The sequence below is a fragment of the Luminiphilus sp. nBUS_16 genome (assembly GCF_051201645.1).
In the GTDB taxonomy this organism is placed as follows: domain Bacteria; phylum Pseudomonadota; class Gammaproteobacteria; order Pseudomonadales; family Halieaceae; genus Luminiphilus.
This window is the reverse complement of sequence record NZ_CP179205.1, coordinates 2919265-2937109: the sequence shown is the minus strand read 5'-3', so window position 1 is coordinate 2937109 and position 17845 is coordinate 2919265. Positions and strand designations below refer to the sequence as shown.

Here is a 17845-nt window from a genome sequence, read left to right as displayed (position 1 = left end):
TAAGCCGGCCTGGATTTTTAAGTAAGGGCCTAGGTGACCGTGCCCCGTTTTGAGAATCTTTCCTCACGATAGATTCCCGACTTCAAAATATCGGCGAGGGTGTCGACGGCGACGTCGATGTCGGAACGCTGGTTATACAGCGGGGCAATGCCAAAGCGAATAATGTCGGGCTCGCGAAAGTCGACAATAACCCCTCGGTCGATCAACGCTTGGCTAACGGGGAACCCCTCTTCAAGGCGCAAACTAACTTGCGATCCCCGCTCGTGAGCTGGGTAGGGAGTTAAGCATTGAATATCACGGGTCACTGGGTGATTGGCCAATTGATCCATGAGGTATTGGGTCAGCATTAGGCTGTGTTGGCGCAGTGTTGCTATGTCGGTCGATTCGAAGATTGACAAGGCAGCCTCAGCTGCCGCCATGGCAATGACACTTTGGGTTCCTGTGAGGAACCGTGAAATGCAAGGCGCAGGGCGGTAGCTCGGTTCAAAAGCGAAGCGATCGGCATGTCCCATCCATCCGGGTAGGGGGTTGCTCGCGCTCTGATGCCGCTTGGCAATATAGAGAAATCCGGGTGACCCTGGACCGCCATTGAGGAACTTGTAGGTGCAGCCGACCGCCATGTCGACGTTGTGGCGATTTAATGCGGTTTCTAGTACTCCGGCACTGTGGGCAAGATCCCAGATTACAAGAGCGCCAGCAGCCTGAGCCCTCGCCGTAATGCCTGGTAAATCCCTTAGCGTGCCTGATCGGAAATTGACATGGGACAGGGACAAAGCAGCGACGTCGCTAAAGTCCAGTGTGCTCAGAGCCTCCACTGGGACGGCTTCCACTTCGCAACGCTTGGGGCCTAATAACTGCGCCACGCCGTCAGCCATGTAGTTGTCTGTGGGAAAGTGCCCGGCCTCGGTGATAATTCGAGTGCGCGGCGCGTTAAGCTCGAGGGCGGCGGTCAGGCATTTGAAAAGATTGATCGATAGGTTATCGCAACACAAAACTTCGCCAGGGTCTGCACCGACCAGTTGTCCGATGCGATTGCCGATGGCGCTAGGCTGGTTAATCCAGTCGTGGTCATTCCAACCCGCGATCAGGTCCTTGCCCCATTGGTCGCCTACGACAGTGTCAACGCGACGTCTGACGGTATCGTGAAGAGCGCCTAAGGAGTTGCCATCAAGATAGACGCGCTCTGGGGATAGACAAAACCCAGCGCGAATTGTGGCCAATGCCTCATGCGCATCAGTCATCGCTGTTAGGACCCGTTTGCGTCAAGTTTTCGAGAGTTTTAAGAACTTGGCCAAAGGCAGTAGTGGCCGGGTGGATGAGATCGAAGTGTCCTGATTTCGCAATGATTTTGGTGTTGGTTTCTGCAAAGCCAGTCAGTTGATCTGGACCCACAATGGTGTCGACCTCCCCCAGAATCAATCGCATGGGTTTGAGGAAGGTCTTGTTATGCACCGTGGCCAAGGTGTAGCGATCGGGGTGAGATTCTGGTGGCCCCCCCAAAAACTCTGCAACCATGCTCGGACAAGAGCCCTCCTGTCCCGCATAGGTTGCTAAATTGGTAATGGCCGCTAGCGCCAGAACGCCTTGGATGGGTAACGTAGGATCAGCTGCGGTCAAAAGCGCAAGGTGCCCCCCTGCTGAGTGACCAACTAACCAGGGCGGTTCTTCACTGAGAGCAGCAATCTTTTGGGTAGCGGAGGCGATATCGTCTACCGAGCCTGGCCAGCCGCCCCCGGGGTCTCCGACCCGGCGATATTCAGCGAGCCAAACGTTATATCCTGCACCTGCCAGCGCTCTGGCCATGGGTATCGCGTGTTGACGGTCATAAGCGTTAGACCAGCAGCCACCATGAACCAAAAGCAGGTTTACGTGGGTTTCAAGTGCTGACGGAAAGTGCAGTAACGTTTGCTGTGGCGCCGGTCCGTAGATCACGGTTTGGGGCGGTGTTTCTCCGATAGGTAAAGCCAGCAGATCTTGGAAACTGGCGGGCATGGGTATTGGAGGTTGCGCCTTTGAGCTTGTGGCTTCTGGGCTGGAGGCACTGACATTTCCAGATCCTAGCCAGCCCACGAGTATCGCAGCGCTTAAAAATAATAGCGCCGCGAACCTTTGGTGATGAAACCCGCCTCGGGTCATCGCACGCTACTCAGTTTACTCAGGCCTCAGCGACTCTATACATGTCTTGATTCTCTTTCTTGTACATCGATTTTTTGGGCGTAGCGAAGACCCGTTCCATCATGGGCTCAAAAAAGGCGAGTGGGAACGTTTCAGTCTCGGGGTTAAATGCTGGTGCATCGTACTTTTCGATAAATTCTAGCGTGTATTCATAGAGGGGGTGATCTCGGTACTGGTCACGCATGTTGCGATCAAGTCCCAGATGATGAAGGAAGTAGTAGCCCTGAAACTCTGCATGATGCCGCACCATCCAAGCGTTATCTTCGCTAACGAAAGGCTCAAGAATCGTTGCTGCTATCTCGGCATGGTTTGCGGGACCCAGCGTATCGCCAATATCGTGAAGTAACGCGCAAACGACATACTCCTCATCTTTTCCGTCTTTGTGAGCTAGTGTTGCGGTCTGTAAGCAGTGGGTCAATCGATCAATCGGAAAGCCGCCACAATCGCCCTCGAGAAGCTTGAGGTGCGCAACAAGTCGTCCACATAAGCCTTTTGCGTGCTGTGCGGCTTCACCGCCAATGATGGCCCAATCTTCCACCGTACCGTCTTTCATGTGGTGAAATTTGGCGCGCTGCTCTGTCGCTGCTTGCATGGCGGTATTCTCCTATTGTTGGTAGTGCCCGCGGGTCGTTAGTCTCAATGATGATCGGGGATGGAGGTCAAAGCAAGCGAACGCTGCTGTTGAGGTTTTTTAGCCATTTTCAGTTTTAGGGTTTTACTCTTCTAACACGGTTTACGGTAGGGTAAGGCCTGACCTCATGGGTATGGAATAGGGCAAATATAATGAGCAACAGCACCCACACTTTTGCAGTCGATCCCCGCAATACTGATATACAGATTAATATAAACGGCGATCTTTTCCCCCGGGAAAAGGCGGTGGTATCGGTCTTCGACAGTGGTTTTATTCTCGGTGACGGCATCTGGGAAGGCCTGCGGGTTCACGACGGTGTGATTCCGTTTTTAGACCAACACTTGAAGCGTCTCTGGGAGGGCGCCAAAGCGCTTGATTTAGATATGGGTCTCGACAAGGCTGAGTTAGCGGAGCGCTTATATGACACTCTTGGTGCGAACGGCATGAAGGATCATGTTCATATTCGCCTTATGGTCAGTCGAGGAATAAAGTCGACGCCGTACCAGGATCCTGCGGTGACCATCAGTCCACCGACCATTGTCATTATCCCCGAATACAAAAGCCCCGACCCATCCCTCAACGATCGAGGTGTTCGCCTCTACACGGTCTACGTGCGTCGAGGCTATGCTGATGTGCAGGACCCCCGTATTAACAGTCACTCAAAGTTGAACTGCATTTTTGGCTGTATTCAGGCGGCTAAGGCGGGTTACGACGAGGCTTTGATGCTGGACCCCCATGGCCATGTCGCGACCTGTAATTCAACCCACTTTTTTATTGTCCGAGACGGCGAGGTGTGGACCTCGAGTGGGGATTACTGCCTTGATGGTATTACTCGACGCAATGTCGTCAACCTGTGTAAAGCCAATGGCATTCCGGTGTTCGAAAAAAACTTTTCTGTTATGCAGGCTTACGGTGCCGAAGAGGCGTTTGTCACCGGCACCTTTGCGGGCCTGACCCCCGTGTTTGACATCGATGGTCGGGAGATCGGCGATGCCCGGCGCGGGCCCATGGTGGACCGGCTGCAAGGACTGTATCGGGACCTGCTCAACCACGAGGTCGATCGGCACCAACAAGGGAACGCTGAGTGACCCTTCGCATTGCCATGTGGTCGGGGCCACGGAATATTTCCACGGCCATGATGCGTGCCTGGGAGAACCGCGCCGACTGCGCGGTGATCGACGAACCATTTTATGCGTGTTATCTGGCGGAAAGTGGCGCAGATCATCCTTGCCGCGAGGCCGTTCTGCAGTCTCAGCCCACCTGCCGAAGTGAGGTAATTGCAGGCCTAGTATCTGACGAGCCGGCGCCCATTTATTATCAGAAACACATGACCCACCATATGCCTGCCGCCTGTGATTTGTCCTGGGCGATAGAAATGCATCACGTATTTCTGATCCGGGATCCCGCGGCGGTCATTGCGTCTTACCTCAATAAAATGCCGACGGTGACTTCGGATGATATCGGCATTGTTCGGCAGTGGGAGCTGTTTCAGACCATCAGCGAATTGACCGGCAGGCGGCCTACGGTGATCGATGGTGCCGATGTGTTGGCCAACCCTCATGTGTTGCTCAAGAAATTATGTTCGGCCCTTGAGGTGCCGTGGCGCGAACAAGAAATGACGGCATGGCCCTTGGGACCTCGCACCAGCGATGGCGTATGGGCCCAGCACTGGTATCAGTCGGTCTGGGCATCTTCAGGATTTTCCGCCTCTCCGGCGCCTACTCCGAATGTGCCGGGGGTGGCACACAAATTAGCTGAAGACATGCAGCCCTATTTTCAGACGCTCTGGGTGGACCGATTAAAGCCCGGTTGAGGGTATGTCTGGCGTGTGGTCTGTTGCGGCCGACCCTTGACCCGACTCGTAGAGGGGCGCAATTCATGCTGGGTATTATCTAAGGCCGTTAAAGTGGCGCTGCATGATGACCCGTCCCCGGATGGGGTGAACCGGTAACCGCCCAGTGGTAACGTAAACACTAATCCTTTTATCCCTCGTACAGATTCCTCGGAGATTCCATGGCCACAGCAACTGACACTTCCGTACTGATCAACGAGCAGGGCGCCCTGATGACCCTGACCCTTAACCGTCCCGAGGTCGGTAACGCCTTTAGTGGGGCTATGGTCGATGCTCTCTATCAAACCTTCAGTGATCTGGCGGCGCGGGATGATATTCGTGTCGTGGTATTGGAGGGTGCAGGCAAGCACTTCTGCTCAGGGCTTGATTTGGTGGATGGTGGTTGGGGTTTTAACGAGCGTTCGGTCGGCATGTTGCTCGGCGTACAACGGCGCATTGCACGGCTTTACCTGGCCATGCGGCGGTGCCCCCAAGCGATTATTGCCACTGTTCAGGGTGCGGCCTACGGCGGTGGTTTGAGTCTCGCCGCCGCCGCCGATCTTCGAGTCGCCGACAGCACCGCAAAATTTTGTGCAGCCTATATTCGCATTGGGCTTACCGGCGCTGATATGGCCAGTAGCTACCTTTTGCCACGATTGGTCGGTGGCTCCTTTGCGGCTGAAATGATGATGACCGGTCGTGCCTATGCTGCCGATGCAATGGATAAACGCGGCTTCCTTTCCGATCTTACTGAGCCGGGGGCAAGGGAACCGGCGGTCGAGGCCTTGGTCACCGATCTATTGGCGACGGCGCCCCTTGGGCTTCGTCTGACCAAAGAGGCAGTCCATCTGGGTATTGATTCGTCCTCCATGGAAGCGACCATGGCCCTAGAAGATCGGCATCAGACATTGTTGTCGATGACCGATGACGCCGCCGAGGCCATGCACGCCTTTCAGGAGCGAAGAGCTCCTGAGTACAAGGGCCGGTAATAGGAAGCAGGCGTCCCGCTCGGAGTTGCCGTTGTTTTTGTCGCGGCCCTCCCGAGCTGCAGTGCTATCGCGAAGCGATAGCCCTTATAGTTTGCCGGTCAGCGGTGATCACCCAATGATTGTTTCCAAGAGCGAGAGTTCATGTGGGGCGCGGGTTAGTTCTGTTCTCGGTAAAACCGTTGCAAGAGGTCGGCAGCACCCTCAGGTGCTGCGCTTTCGCTGCTGGCAGCCTCGGGTGATGCCAGAAACGCTTCGAAGTCCCGCAAAAGCTGAGTTTTCGCACCTTCCCTGACCGCTCCACAGCGACGTCTACTCTGCCGGGTTTTGGAAGCTTCCTGCATTAAATCGGCCAGCGACCGCCACAGCTCGGGGATGCCCTCATCATCGGTGGCGATAGTAGTGAATACGCGGGGCGGCGTCGCTGCTGGCAAACATTGCAGCGATTGCTCAAGTAAAATTTTGGCGTTTTCAAGGCCCGGTCGATCGGCTTTGTTCAATACGAAGGCGTCGCCCTGCTCCGTCAGGCCCGCTTTGTTGGCCTGAAAACTGTCTCCCCAGCCGGGGTTGAGCACAACCGCGACGCGGTCCGCCAGCTCCATAACGTCCAGCTCGACCTGCCCAATACCTAATGTTTCAATGATGACTAGCGGCCAGCCTGCGGCATCCAGCACGTTGACCGAGGCGCGTGTCGCAGCGGCAATGCCCCCCTGATAACCCCGTGAGGCCATGGAGCGAAAAAATACTTTGTGATCGAAGTGGCGGTAGTCCATCCGCACACGATCTCCCAACAGTGCGCCGCCGGTTAAGGAAGAGCTTGGGTCCACCGCTAGAATGGCGACCGCGCCGTAATGATCTAGGGCATGGGGTAGCAATGCGCTGATCAGTGACGATTTACCGGCTCCAGGCGGTCCGGTGATCCCCAGTACGTGCGCGGCGGCGGGTTGCTGCAGGGCTCGCTGTTCAATTTCCAGCGCCTCTGGTCCACCCGATTCAATAGCAGAAATCGATTTGGCGAGTGCTCTGCGTGCGGTGAAACCGTCTCCCCAGTCAGCACTTGTGGCGTCGCTCATTGTGCTGTGCTGAGTCCTGTGAGCCGATTGGCTGAATCGACAATGTCAGTCAACATAGACCCTGGAGGAAAAACTTCGAGTCCCTTTGCCTCGAGCTGCTTACAGGCATGGGGTGGAATCGTTCCCCCAGCAAAGATTGGCATGTCTGGCGCTGCAGACTGCACCGCGTCAACGGCCCTCAGTGCTACATCGATGTGACCACCGATATTAAGACCTACCAAATCGACGTCTTCGTCTATGGCAGCAGCAACGATTTCGGCGGTGGTTGCCATGCCAATCATGATCACCTCAAATCCAGCATCCCGCAAAGCTCTGGCTACAATAGTTGGCCCGCGCCAGTGCCCATCCAGACCGGTCTTGGCCATAAGAATACGTTTTGGCTTCACGACGTCGCTCCCTTTAACATTGAATTGGCGTACGCCAATCACCGAAAACCTCGCGGTATACGTCACCGACCTCTCCCAGGGTTGCCTCTGCTTCGAGACAATCCATCATGACCGGCATAATGTTGTCGCTGCCACGGCAAACACGCTCTAAATCTTTGAGCGCGGTTTTTGCCCCTTTTTCATGCCGCGTCCGTTTGACCTCCTTGAGGCGCTCCAGTGCCACGTCGAATGCATCATCGCTCCCGATAAAGCCGTCTATTTCAAAGGGACTGCTATCATCATGAGCCATGGTGACACCGACAATATTTGCCTCGCCACTTTCGGTCTGCATAAACTCTTTGTGTTGATTTTCTTCAGCTTTGGCGTGAAGCCAACCCGAATCAAGGCAGGCCAAATAGCCACCTCTTGCGAGGATTTCTTCGAAAAAAGCCCACGCTTTTTCAACGAGTTGCGCAGTGAGTGTTTCGACGTAATAAGACCCCCCGAGCGGATCAGTGACGTCGGTGAGTCCGGTTTCTTCCATAAGTATTTGTTGAATTCGAACTGACATCTGATGGGCGTGTTCGGAGGGAATGGACAAGGCTTCATCGTAGCCCGACACACCTAATGACTGGACACCGCCCAGCACCGCGCTGACGGCCATAAGAGCGCCGCGCACCAGATTATTCATGGGTTGTTGATAGGCCATTTTTGAGCCAGCCGTTACGCAGTGAATTCTAAGATTAGCTACCCGCTCGTCGTTTATGCCATAGCGTTGTTTTAGCAGGTCCGACCACATAAGCCTCGCGGCTCGCATTTTGCAGGCTTCCTCAAAGATTTTGATAGAGGCCCTAAAGCTAACTCCGCCACAACCCCTAGCGGCGACTTCAAGGGGGATCCTCCCCCGTAACTTGATTTCGTCGAGGTATTCTGCGGCGTTGGCAAACAAACTCCCCAGCTCTTGGTCCGGGGTAAGACCGGTATCGGCTCCGTTGTAACCGGCAATTGATACAGGTACCCAGCGGGGAAGATGTTCTGTGCAAAATTCTATGATGTCGCCGTTAAAGCGTAGCCCAGCATCGGTGGGAATTTGTTGTTTGGTGACGCATCCGAGATAGGTCAGATTGAAGTCACTCTGCCCAGTGCCAGCTAACTTACTCAGGTCATATCCTCTTTTTTTGGCAACGGCCCAGTAAGCAGCCAGGGCAAAGGGTGCGTGTTGTACCACCGCGCCTCCAGCATGGCCGAAGCTGGTGTCCATAGGCAGCCCGTCGAGACAGATGGCTGTATCGCGCACGCTTTGCATGACCGCGCCCGTCAGCCCTACATCTTCTCTGCGCGCCAGTACTTCAGGATGGTCAACGTTGTAGCAGTGATCTGCCGTATTACGGTCGTGCTCCATGATGAAACCGGTCTCACCGTTTTTTAGCAAAAACTTGATGCGTTCATTCTCGTCTTCGGGCTTTCCAAAACCACTGAGCTGAAAAATACGCCAGGGTTTGGATCGATAGCCGGAGGGATGAAAGCCTCGGTGATAGGGGGCCTCGCCCGGCGCTACATTCACGCGCTCGGCGTGGGAGTCGGGTATGTCTTCCGCCGTGTAATAGGACTTAAGGGGAATATCCGAGCAAGCCTGCACCGTGTCTTGTGGATCTTTTGGGCGCATGTTGTAAAACCTCTCCGGCATGTTTTTTACTTAGCGTACTACATGTTTACTTTCGAGTATGCAATTGATACGTTGAGTACAACAACTACAAAAAAATGAACATGGGGGCACGCTGTGTTTGGATACGACGCATCAACGCTGGGCTTAACCGCAACTGAGCGGGTCCACATGGGGCGCCGCGCCGCCGAGACTCTTGGCGAAGAGGCCCAGCTTTTAGGTGCTCAGCGAGTTTTTCTTTTGGTCAGTACCACATTGCGCAACAAAACCAACGAGATTGCTGAAATTGAAGCGGCTTTGGGCGCTCGTTTGGCACAGACCTACGATGGTATTGCTGCCCACGCCCCGCGGACGGACGTATTAAGGGCGATTGAATCTGCGCGGTCAGTGGATGCAGATTTGATCATTACGGTGGGTGGCGGCTCTGTTACCGACGCGGGTAAGGTTATTGCTCTAGGTCTCAAACACAACATCAACACTCACGAAGATTTCGAGGGGTTCTACGTCTTCGTAGACGATAATGGCGACACCGTAGCACCGGTTTTTGAAGGTCCCGATATACGCGTTATTTGCTGTCCAACAACGTTGTCTGGGGGTGAGTTCAATACCATGGGCGGTGTCACTGATGATCGCGAAAATAAGAAGCAGGGCTACACTCACCGTATGATGGCGCCGATCGCTATCGTTCTTGATCCTGCCCTGACTTTGCACACGCCAGAATGGTTATGGCATTCAACCGGCGTGCGAGCCGTTGATCATGCGCTAGAATCCCTAAGCTCCAATCACTCCAGTTACTTTTGTGATGGTGTCGCTGAAAGTGCGCTCAGGTTGCTCAGTCAGGCTATGCCAGCCGTCAAGGCTGATCCCTCCGATCTCGATGCGCGTCTGCGTTGCCAGATAGGTGCTTGGCAGTCGATGATTCCCATTATCGGCGGTGTTCCGATGGGCGCGAGTCACGCAATTGGTCATGTGCTAGGGGGGACCGCAGATGTTCCTCATGGTTATTGCTCCTGCGTGATGGCGCCGGCGGTGTTGGCTTTTAATAAGCCGGTTACCGGCGCTAAGCAGGTAAAAGTCAGCGATAGCTTTGGGCGTCCGGGAGAGGATGCCAGCGTTGTGCTCGACGAGTTTATCCGTGGGCTGGGCATGCCACGGTCATTAGGTGAAGTGGGGGTTAGCGATGACCAGCTCGATCTCATCGCCGAATACACCATGCTGGATTTTTGGTCCCGCACCAATCCGCGTGAAATCACTGGCCCCGCCGATGTTCGAAGCATTTTGGAACAGGCGCGTTAATAGTGACTGCGGCGATTAGTCTCGCGCAAAGTAACCTTAAACATGAGGTTTCCGATTTTAAACGTCGGCGCATTCGTGAAGAAGCCAGCCATCTGTTTTTTCAGCAGGGTTACGAGGGGACAACCCTCGATGCTATTGCTCAGCGACTCGACGTTACCAAGCCCTTTCTTTACACGCATTACGCTAACAAAGCCGAGCTACTTTATGACATTTGCAGAACAGGTATTTTGCAGTCATTAGCAGCCATTGATCCTATTCTCGACGACAGCACGGCGACCGCAGCGGATCGCTTGGGTCGCTTGGTAGAGGCGGTTTTGGCGATTATTTTTGATTATCAGGAATTTATTGTTGTCTACGAGCGCGAAGAAAAAAACCTCGATGAAATGCAGGCCAGAGAAATTCGCGAGCACCGCAGCTTATTCGACCATAAAGTTGCCATGTTGCTAGAGCAAGGTCGCGCGTCCGCAGAATTCGAGGTGATCGATGCGGTGCTCACCGCTAATACCATTGGTGGAATGATGACGTGGGTAGCACTGTGGTATCGCTCCGGCGGTAAGCGAACCCGTCACCAGATTATTAGTCATACGCTAAGGATGGTGTTCTCAGCAGCGGGTGCAAACCAAAAAGGGCAAAGCGACATTTTGCCCCTGGGGCACGAGGAGGGTGGCGTTAAAGGGGTGGATAAAATATGAGCACGCAAACATCAACGTCAGACCCGCGCATCCCCGAGCGCGATCGCTGTGTAACGCGCTATCTGCTGCAACGCTGGGCAGAAGAGAAGCCTGAGCAGGTTTTTGCACTGTTTCAAGATGGCGAGGAGTGGACCTACGGTGAGCTACTCAGCAGAGTCCAACAATTGGCCGGTGGTTTTGCTCAAGCGGGTGTGTCGCGTGGAGATCATGTTGCCGTTTGGATGTTTGATGGCAAGGAGGCAATCCTTACGTTTTTTGCGCTGAATTACTTGGGTGCTGTGTTTGTGCCGCTTAATACGGCTTTTAAAGGGAAGGTACTCGAGCACACGCTTAACCTGTCTGACGCCGAAATTTTGGTGGCTCATGCGCAACTGTTGGAACGACTTGGGGAGGTTGTTTGTCCCAAGCTGAGTCAGATCATCAGCCTCGGTGATGGTTCGGTTCCTAGGGATTATCAGGGCACACCTTGGTCCGTTGTCAGTGAAGCTAGTGCCGTCCCGCCTGAACTTGATCGACCCATAGAACCTTGGGACACCCAATCTATTATTTTCACATCGGGTACTACTGGCCCCTCAAAGGGCGTGCTGTCGTCGTATCTCCATATTTTTACCAATGCAGGCCCTGAGAGTTGGCCATTTGTTACGGGTGAGGATCGCTTCCTCATCAATATGCCTATCTTTCATATAGGCGGCATGGGTGTGATTTTCGTGATGCTGGCGAGGGGTGGCTCCATTGCTGTTTCAGAGGGATTTTCAACCGATACGTTTTGGCCTTTTGTTCGTTCATCGAAAACGACCGTTGTATTCTTGCTGGGTGTGATGGGTACTTTTCTGTTGAAGCAACCGCCCTCCGATGGCGATCGGGAGCATGGCGTTCGACTGGTGTTCATGGTGCCGCTTACTGAGACCTGTGCCGAATTTAAGGCTCGTTTCGGCCCCGATGTTTTTACTATTTTTAATATGACCGAAGTCAGTTCGCCCATAGTGTCAGAGGCCAACCCGACAAAGCGCGGTACCTGTGGCCGCAAGCGTGATGGCGTCGATGTCCGGCTGGTCGATGACCATGACTGTGAAGTTCCCATAGGCGAGGTCGGAGAAATGATCGTTCGCACGGACCGCCCTTGGGGTATGAATTCCGGGTACTACAAGCAAAGCGACGCTACAGCACAGGCTTGGCGCAATGGTTGGTTTCACACCGGCGATTGTTTCCGTGTTGATAGCGACGGCTACTACTATTTTGTGGACCGTATGAAAGACGCGATCCGCAGGAGAGGCGAAAATATTTCATCTTTTGAAGTTGAGGCGGAAGTCGTGGCGTACGAGGCCGTTCGAGAGGCCGCTGCCTACGCCGTGCCGAGTGATGTAGGTGAAGACGAGGTGATGGTGGCGGTTGCTCCTGTTGAGGGTCAGACCATTGATCCCGAAACCTTGGTACGTTTCCTCGGTGAGCGAATGGCGCATTTCATGGTGCCAAGGTATGTCCGTATTCTTGACGAGTTGCCCAAAACACCGTCGTCCAAGGTGATGAAACATGTATTAAGAAACGAGGGTATTACAAGTGATACCTGGGACAGAGCAGCAATTGGTCTGCAATTTAAGCGCGAAACACTAACGGCCCACTGAGGGTTATAAATCTAAAGTTGTGAAGCGAGGAGTAACACCCATGAAAATAACAGGATATTTCCCTAGGTTCCTAGCGCTCAGCAGCGCGGCTGTTATGACTGCTCAAGCGTTAGCTCAACCCGCTCTGGAAGAAGTCGTGGTTACGGCCTCCAAAAAAGATGTCTCGGTCACAGACCTTGCGGCGGCAGCCAATGTGATCGGTGGTGAGGATATCGTTCCAGGTGGTGTGCAATCGGTACGCGACATGATTGTCGATGTGCCCAACCTTTCTATTGGTGACCAATTTGGTTTTGCCCGTGTTTTTATGCGCGGTATTGGTATGACCAGTATTGATATTGGGGGTGAGGGCGCTGTTGCCTTCCTGCAGGACGGCGCTATTATTCCTCGCCCGGCGGCCCAGTTAATGGGTATGTTTGATTTGGCCCAGCTTGAGGTATTACGCGGCCCGCAAGGAACACTGTATGGCCGTGGTGCTACTGCTGGCGTCATTAATATGGTGACGGCTAAGCCTGGCAATGATGTTGGCGGTTACGTTCGAGCAACGGCGGGTAATTATGGCTTGCTTGATATTGAGGGTGCGGTAGACCTGCCTCTCAGTGATGCGCTGTCGGTACGATTGGCTGGCAAGTTTGAAAACCGGGATGGTTACGGCACCAACCTGTTTTCAGGAGAGGAGGTCGATGATCGTGATGCCCAAGCCTATCGAGCGACCTTCGCCTACGATGCCGGTGGCTCCTTCAGGGCAACAGCGGCGTACCAACATTACGAAGAAGATGATAAGAACTTCGCCTTCCACTATTTTGGCCCCTCGGAGGGTAATCCATTGGGCCCACTAGCGGTGCCCATTTTTGGGGGTCAAACGGTCTTTCAGGCGGGGGGCAGTATTTATGACATCAACTCCGATCAAGAGGCTATAAATACCCGTGAGGGTGAGAGCGGCATTATTACTATGGAATTTGATGTCGCAGAGAACCAGACGCTGAAATCCATCACATCCTTCCAAGAAATGGATCGTTTCCTAAGAGACGATCTCGATTCTACCGACGCCAATTTATTTGGCCAGAATAACTACACCGAAGAGAGTGAGTCTTGGAGTCAGGAGCTGACCTATAACTTTTCTGGCGATCGTCTCGATGTTTTAGCGGGGGCTATGTATTTTGAGGAGGAACTGTACGGTCAGGTTTTGGTGCCACTCACCAACATTTGTGCATTGCTCGCGCCGGAGCTTTGTGGAACGCCCGTTGGAGATTTTCTCAGTACCGGTAGGTATGAGCAAAATGGTGACGTCGATATTGAGGCCTATGGTATTTATGCCGAAGCCAGCTATCAGCTAACAGAGGCCCTCAAGATAATAGCCGGCGTGCGTTATAACTATGAAGAACGCAGCGGTACAGGTGCCTTTGTGTTTGATGCGGCGGGATTGGATGTACCCACCAATCAAAGTGAAGACTGGAGCGATGTCACCCCCCGTTTAACTGTTGAGTTTGAGCCCAACGACAACATGCTGCTTTACGCGACCTACAACCAGGCGTTCAAGTCGGGGGTGATAAATACCGGTAGTACCAGTCCGGCGCTCGAACCCGAAACGGTCGATGCTTTCGAAGTCGGCGTTAAGGGCTCGACCGCCGATGGCGGCATGCGCTACGCGATCTCTGGTTTCTACTACGACTATGCCGATCTGCAGATCTCCTTTGTTGATGAAACCAGCACTGTAAGCACCATTAACGCCGCAGAGGCAGAAAACTATGGCATTGAGGTCGAGATCGACGCAGCGCTTTCCGATTCGTTCACCATGGACTTCTACGCAACTTACCTGAGCGCAGAATACAAAGAGTTCTTTAATGGCGATTACTCGGATGGCTTTGCTGTGAAGGACCTCAGTGGCAATACGCTACCCAATGCGCCGGAGTACACCTTCAAGGTGGGTCTGAATTATATGGCGTCAATGATGGGCGGGGACGTGATGTTGCGAGGTGAATACTATTATCAGGATGACGTTTATTTCACGGAATGGAATCGTGCCGACGCGTACCAGGAAGGTTATGGCCTTTTGAATGCGCGCGCAGTCTACACGTTGCCCGGCGAAAGCTGGAGCTTCGCTATTTGGGGGCGCAACCTTGCTGATGAAGAAGTGATTTCTAACAACATTATCACGGCGCCGCTGTACAACTCGCTGCGAGTGGGTTCAATGTTGCCACCTCGTACTTATGGTGCAACGGTTAGCTTCGAGTTCTAGGAAGTCGGCAGGATGTTGCCGTGAGTAGCACTTTCTCGTTCAACCCTATGGATCCGCAACTGCTTGCGGATCCATACCCTATCTTTCGCCAAATGCGCGAGTGCGATCCGGTACACCGGTCAGATCTCGGGTTTTTGGTGATGACCCGCTACGATGATTGCCGCCACGTATTGATAGACAAGGCCTTTGGCCAAGGCGACTTTGTTCGTAATATTCAGCTGTTTTACGACGAAAATTTTGACGTGCTATCACACCCCGCTTATGCCTGGCTGTCTCGTGTCTTCGTTATGCAGGATCCACCCCAGCATACGCGGCTGCGGGGCCTCATTGCGGGAGCACTGTCACTGAGACGTATTCGCGCCATGGAGCCACGAGTACGAGAGCTTGCTCGGGGGCTGTTGGCCGCTATCAAAGGCAAGCCCGGCGTGAATTTTATTGCGGCCTTTGCTTATCGGTTTCCCACCCTGGTCATGTGTGACATGTTGGGCCTCGAGGAAAGCGAGTTTTCAGACCAACTTCTTTTGCAGTTGAATCAGGCCATTGCAGATACCTTTCCCGTTTTTGAAACAAGAGCGCTTAGTAATGTTGAGTTGGCCTTGGCCAATCGCCAGATGGAATTCTTGACGGCCTTTTTTGACGACTTGTTTGCAAGGCGTCGGCTGACGCCTAAAGACGATCTCAGTACTGCACTGGCCATGGCCAACGAAGGTGGCAATTCGTTGTCGGCTGAGGAACTCAGTACATCTGTCATCGGACTTTTTGGGGCGGGCTTTGAGACCACGGCACACATGATTGGTAACGGTATGTATCTGTTGGGAGCTCATCCTGAGCAGCGCGCTAAGTTGAGGGCAGATCTGGGCTTGGCCAGTGCTGCGACTGAAGAGATTACTCGGTTCGAGTCGTCATTGCAGGCGACATATCGCACAGCGCTGTCCGATACTGTGGTCGCAGATGAGCCCATTAAGGCGGGCGAGCGAATTTTGACGATTGTTGCGGCGGCCAACCGTGATGCCGAGATTTTTAAAGATCCCGAGTCTTTTGTTATTGATCCTCGTCAGGAGAAGCCCCTCACTTTTGGCGGTGGTATTCATTATTGTGTCGGTGCTGAATTGGCGCGATTGGAAGGTCGAATTTTCCTCGAAGAGTTGTTTTCGGCTTACCCCGACTTTCAAGTTGATACCGACTCAGCTCGCCTTCGACAGGCTTTTTTGTTCAGGGGGTTTGAACATTTAGGCGTGACACTGTAGTGGCTCAAGCGCAACGTACAGCCGCACGTATGTTGTCGCTGGGCCTGTTTATGCCCAACTGCTCCAATATGCCTTCGATATCGACTCACGATGTTGTCTCTGATCAATGGACCTATGCTGAGAACGAGTTGCTGGCTCAGCGTGCGGAGGCGTTGGGTTTTGATTACCTCTTTCCAGTATCCCGCTGGCGGGGGTTTGGTGGGGAAACTAATTTCTTGGGAACGTCGCTTGAGACTACCACCTGGGCCGCTGCGTTGTTGCGCGCTACTGAACGCATCAATATTTTTTCAACGGTGCATGTACCGTTATTTCACCCCTTTGTGGTTGCAAAGATGGGCGCGACATTGGCGCATATGAGTGGTGATCGCTGGGGCCTTAATGTGGTCAGCGGCTGGAGTGCGCGAGAGTTTGGCATGATGGGTGTGGAGCTGGCTGAGCACGGTCGACGCTATGAGCGTACAGCAGCGTTTATAGAAATTCTCAGGGGTCTTTGGGATGCGACGCAGCAACCCCTCAATCACCAGACTGATTGGTACTCTGTGACTAACGGGGAAGCTTCACCCATTCCGCACAGACAGCCACAAATTGCCAATGCAGGGACGTCGGCAGATGCTCAAAGAATGACTGCGCGTCTGTGTGATTGGGCCTTTATCTCGACGCCGTCTATTGCTGCGGTGGGAGCTATCGTAGAAAGCATTACCGCTCAGGCTGCTCCCTACAACCGTCGTGTCAGGACTGCAATTTTTCCTTTTTTACTCTGGGCTGATAGTCGAAGCGAGGCGGAGGACACATTAGCAGCAATCATCGCGTCTAAAGACTCCGTAGCGGCCGATAATTGGCTTCACGATCTTACTGCGGGTAGTGGGTCTTTTGACGATTTCACCAAAGATATGCTGGCCGCCTCCGGTGGCGGTGTGCACGTCATTGGAACTGCTGCTGACGTCGTTGAGCAGCTTGTTGAAGCCCATAGCTTGGGTGTCGATGCAGTTATGCTGACGTTTCCCCGGTACCGTGATGACCTTGAGCGGTTTGCGCGAGATATTCAGCCCGCATTAGTGAGTGCTGGTATCGTCGCGCCCTAGCACTTAATACTGTGTTGGAGACGGTCGGAATGGTCGAGCGGTTTTGTCACAGTATTCACACCGCCCTCGGTATTCCTAAGATTTGTTTGCTGAGAAAAACACATGGAACGCGAAAAATCTAAAATTTGTGATGGCTTTGCTTTTATCGAGGGCCCGCGATGGTACAAGGATGCGTTGTGGTTTTCAGATATGCACGGTGAGGCGGTTTTTCGCGTAGTACCGGGCAGTGCCCCTGAGCGTGTAGTGGCCGTCCCTCGACGGCCATCGGGTTTGGGCTGGCTCCCCAATGGTGATTTGCTGATCGCCTCAATGCTAGACCGTCAGGTGCTGCGATGGACTGGGTCTGACGGTTTGTTGCCCTATGCCGATCTGTCCACAATCGCAGAGCGTCGTATCAATGACATGCTGGTTGATTCACAGGGCAGAGCCTGGGTGGGGAATTTTGGTTTTGATCTTTCCAGCGGGGAATCTGTAATGCCAGGCACCTTGGCGCGTGTAGATTCCGATGGGTCGGTACATGCTGCTGCAAGTGATTTGCTTTTTGCCAACGGTATGACAGTGCTCAGTAAAGGGTCGGTTTTGGTGGTTGCGGAAACCTTCAAGGGCTGTCTGACAGCTTTTGACATATCTGCTGAATCTGAGCTCATTAATCGGCGTACTTGGGCAGCATTACCCGAGGGGGCGGTACCTGACGGTATTTGTGCCGACGTAGAAGGGGCCATCTGGGCGGCATCACCGACGACGGGATCAGTGCTGCGCCTAGGTGAAGGTGGGGCAGTTTTGGACAGCATAGAAACCGGCCGTCAGGCCATTGCCTGTGCTCTCGGTGGACCAGAGGGCGACACGCTGTTTGTCAGTTCCGCTGTGGCGACTGAGCGACAGGCATGTCGGGAGGCGCTAACGGCCCGTATTGACGCTTACCGGGTGTCGGTGCCGGTGGCCTAGC

The 17845-nt window shown here is 53.7% G+C and carries 16 protein-coding genes; 10 read left to right on the top strand and 6 right to left on the bottom strand.

The features are described from left to right. Positions 1-29: 29 nt before the first annotated feature. Genes kynU through ACMAY6_RS13030 form a run of 3 tightly spaced genes read right to left on the bottom strand, consistent with a single transcriptional unit; the run spans position 30 to position 2767 of the window. On the bottom strand, positions 30-1241 hold the full coding sequence (gene kynU / locus ACMAY6_RS13040) for a kynureninase (protein WP_435212475.1): 1212 nt from the start codon (positions 1239-1241) through the stop codon (positions 30-32). Beyond that, complete coding sequence (locus ACMAY6_RS13035) at positions 1234-2136, bottom strand: alpha/beta hydrolase family protein (protein WP_435212473.1); 903 nt, start codon at positions 2134-2136, stop codon at positions 1234-1236. The genes kynU and ACMAY6_RS13035 overlap by 8 nt, the downstream gene beginning before the upstream one ends. 19 nt (positions 2137-2155) lie before the next feature. Further along, the gene (locus ACMAY6_RS13030) at positions 2156-2767 is read right to left on the bottom strand and encodes an HD domain-containing protein (RefSeq protein ID WP_435212471.1); all 612 of its coding nucleotides are present in this window, start codon (positions 2765-2767) and stop codon (positions 2156-2158) included. 191 nt (positions 2768-2958) lie between these two features. Between ACMAY6_RS13030 and ACMAY6_RS13025 the strand changes: the two genes are divergently transcribed. From ACMAY6_RS13025 to ACMAY6_RS13015, 3 genes are all read left to right on the top strand, one after another. After that, on the top strand, positions 2959-3894 hold the full coding sequence (locus ACMAY6_RS13025) for an aminotransferase class IV (protein WP_435212469.1): 936 nt from the start codon (positions 2959-2961) through the stop codon (positions 3892-3894). Next, positions 3891-4619: a hypothetical protein gene (locus ACMAY6_RS13020; RefSeq protein WP_435212467.1), complete on the top strand. Its 729-nt coding sequence runs from the start codon at positions 3891-3893 to the stop codon at positions 4617-4619. Before ACMAY6_RS13025 ends, ACMAY6_RS13020 begins: the two co-directional genes overlap by 4 nt. 200 nt (positions 4620-4819) lie before the next feature. Beyond that, entirely contained in the window at positions 4820-5626 is an 807-nt protein-coding gene (locus tag ACMAY6_RS13015) for an enoyl-CoA hydratase/isomerase family protein (RefSeq protein WP_435212465.1), read from the top strand. Positions 5627-5781: 155 nt separating this feature from the next. On the opposite strand, the gene ACMAY6_RS13010 is transcribed toward ACMAY6_RS13015, so the two are convergent. Genes ACMAY6_RS13010 through ACMAY6_RS13000 form a run of 3 tightly spaced genes read right to left on the bottom strand, consistent with a single transcriptional unit; the run spans position 5782 to position 8748 of the window. Then, positions 5782-6696, bottom strand: a complete 915-nt coding sequence (locus tag ACMAY6_RS13010) for an ArgK/MeaB family GTPase (RefSeq protein WP_435212463.1) — start codon at positions 6694-6696, stop codon at positions 5782-5784. Then, positions 6693-7082, bottom strand: a complete 390-nt coding sequence (locus ACMAY6_RS13005) for a cobalamin B12-binding domain-containing protein (RefSeq protein WP_435212461.1) — start codon at positions 7080-7082, stop codon at positions 6693-6695. The genes ACMAY6_RS13010 and ACMAY6_RS13005 overlap by 4 nt, the downstream gene beginning before the upstream one ends. Before the next feature lie 13 nt (positions 7083-7095). Then, entirely contained in the window at positions 7096-8748 is a 1653-nt protein-coding gene (locus ACMAY6_RS13000) for a methylmalonyl-CoA mutase family protein (protein WP_435212458.1), read from the bottom strand. Positions 8749-8841: 93 nt separating this feature from the next. Here ACMAY6_RS13000 and ACMAY6_RS12995 point away from each other — a divergent pair, with 93 nt between their 5' ends. From ACMAY6_RS12995 to ACMAY6_RS12965, 7 genes are all read left to right on the top strand, one after another. Next, positions 8842-10020 carry an iron-containing alcohol dehydrogenase gene (locus tag ACMAY6_RS12995; protein ID WP_435212456.1) on the top strand — a complete coding sequence of 393 codons (1179 nt, stop codon included), beginning with the start codon at positions 8842-8844 and terminating at the stop codon, positions 10018-10020. Between the two features lie 2 nt (positions 10021-10022). Continuing rightward, on the top strand, positions 10023-10712 hold the full coding sequence (locus tag ACMAY6_RS12990; RefSeq protein WP_435212454.1) for a TetR/AcrR family transcriptional regulator: 690 nt from the start codon (positions 10023-10025) through the stop codon (positions 10710-10712). Then, positions 10709-12334 (top strand): AMP-binding protein, encoded by a 1626-nt coding sequence (locus ACMAY6_RS12985; RefSeq protein ID WP_435212452.1) that lies wholly within the window; start codon positions 10709-10711, stop codon positions 12332-12334. Before ACMAY6_RS12990 ends, ACMAY6_RS12985 begins: the two co-directional genes overlap by 4 nt. 40 nt (positions 12335-12374) lie before the next feature. Then, positions 12375-14570: a TonB-dependent receptor gene (locus tag ACMAY6_RS12980; RefSeq protein WP_435212450.1), complete on the top strand. Its 2196-nt coding sequence runs from the start codon at positions 12375-12377 to the stop codon at positions 14568-14570. 20 nt (positions 14571-14590) lie between these two features. Further along, on the top strand, positions 14591-15817 hold the full coding sequence (locus tag ACMAY6_RS12975; RefSeq protein ID WP_435212448.1) for a cytochrome P450: 1227 nt from the start codon (positions 14591-14593) through the stop codon (positions 15815-15817). Beyond that, positions 15817-16899, top strand: a complete 1083-nt coding sequence (locus ACMAY6_RS12970) for an LLM class flavin-dependent oxidoreductase (RefSeq protein ID WP_435212447.1) — start codon at positions 15817-15819, stop codon at positions 16897-16899. Before ACMAY6_RS12975 ends, ACMAY6_RS12970 begins: the two co-directional genes overlap by 1 nt. A 102-nt stretch (positions 16900-17001) precedes the next feature. Then, a complete protein-coding gene (locus tag ACMAY6_RS12965; protein WP_435212445.1) occupies positions 17002-17844 on the top strand; it encodes an SMP-30/gluconolactonase/LRE family protein in 843 nt (280 codons plus the stop codon). The last annotated feature ends 1 nt before the right edge of the window (position 17845 follow it).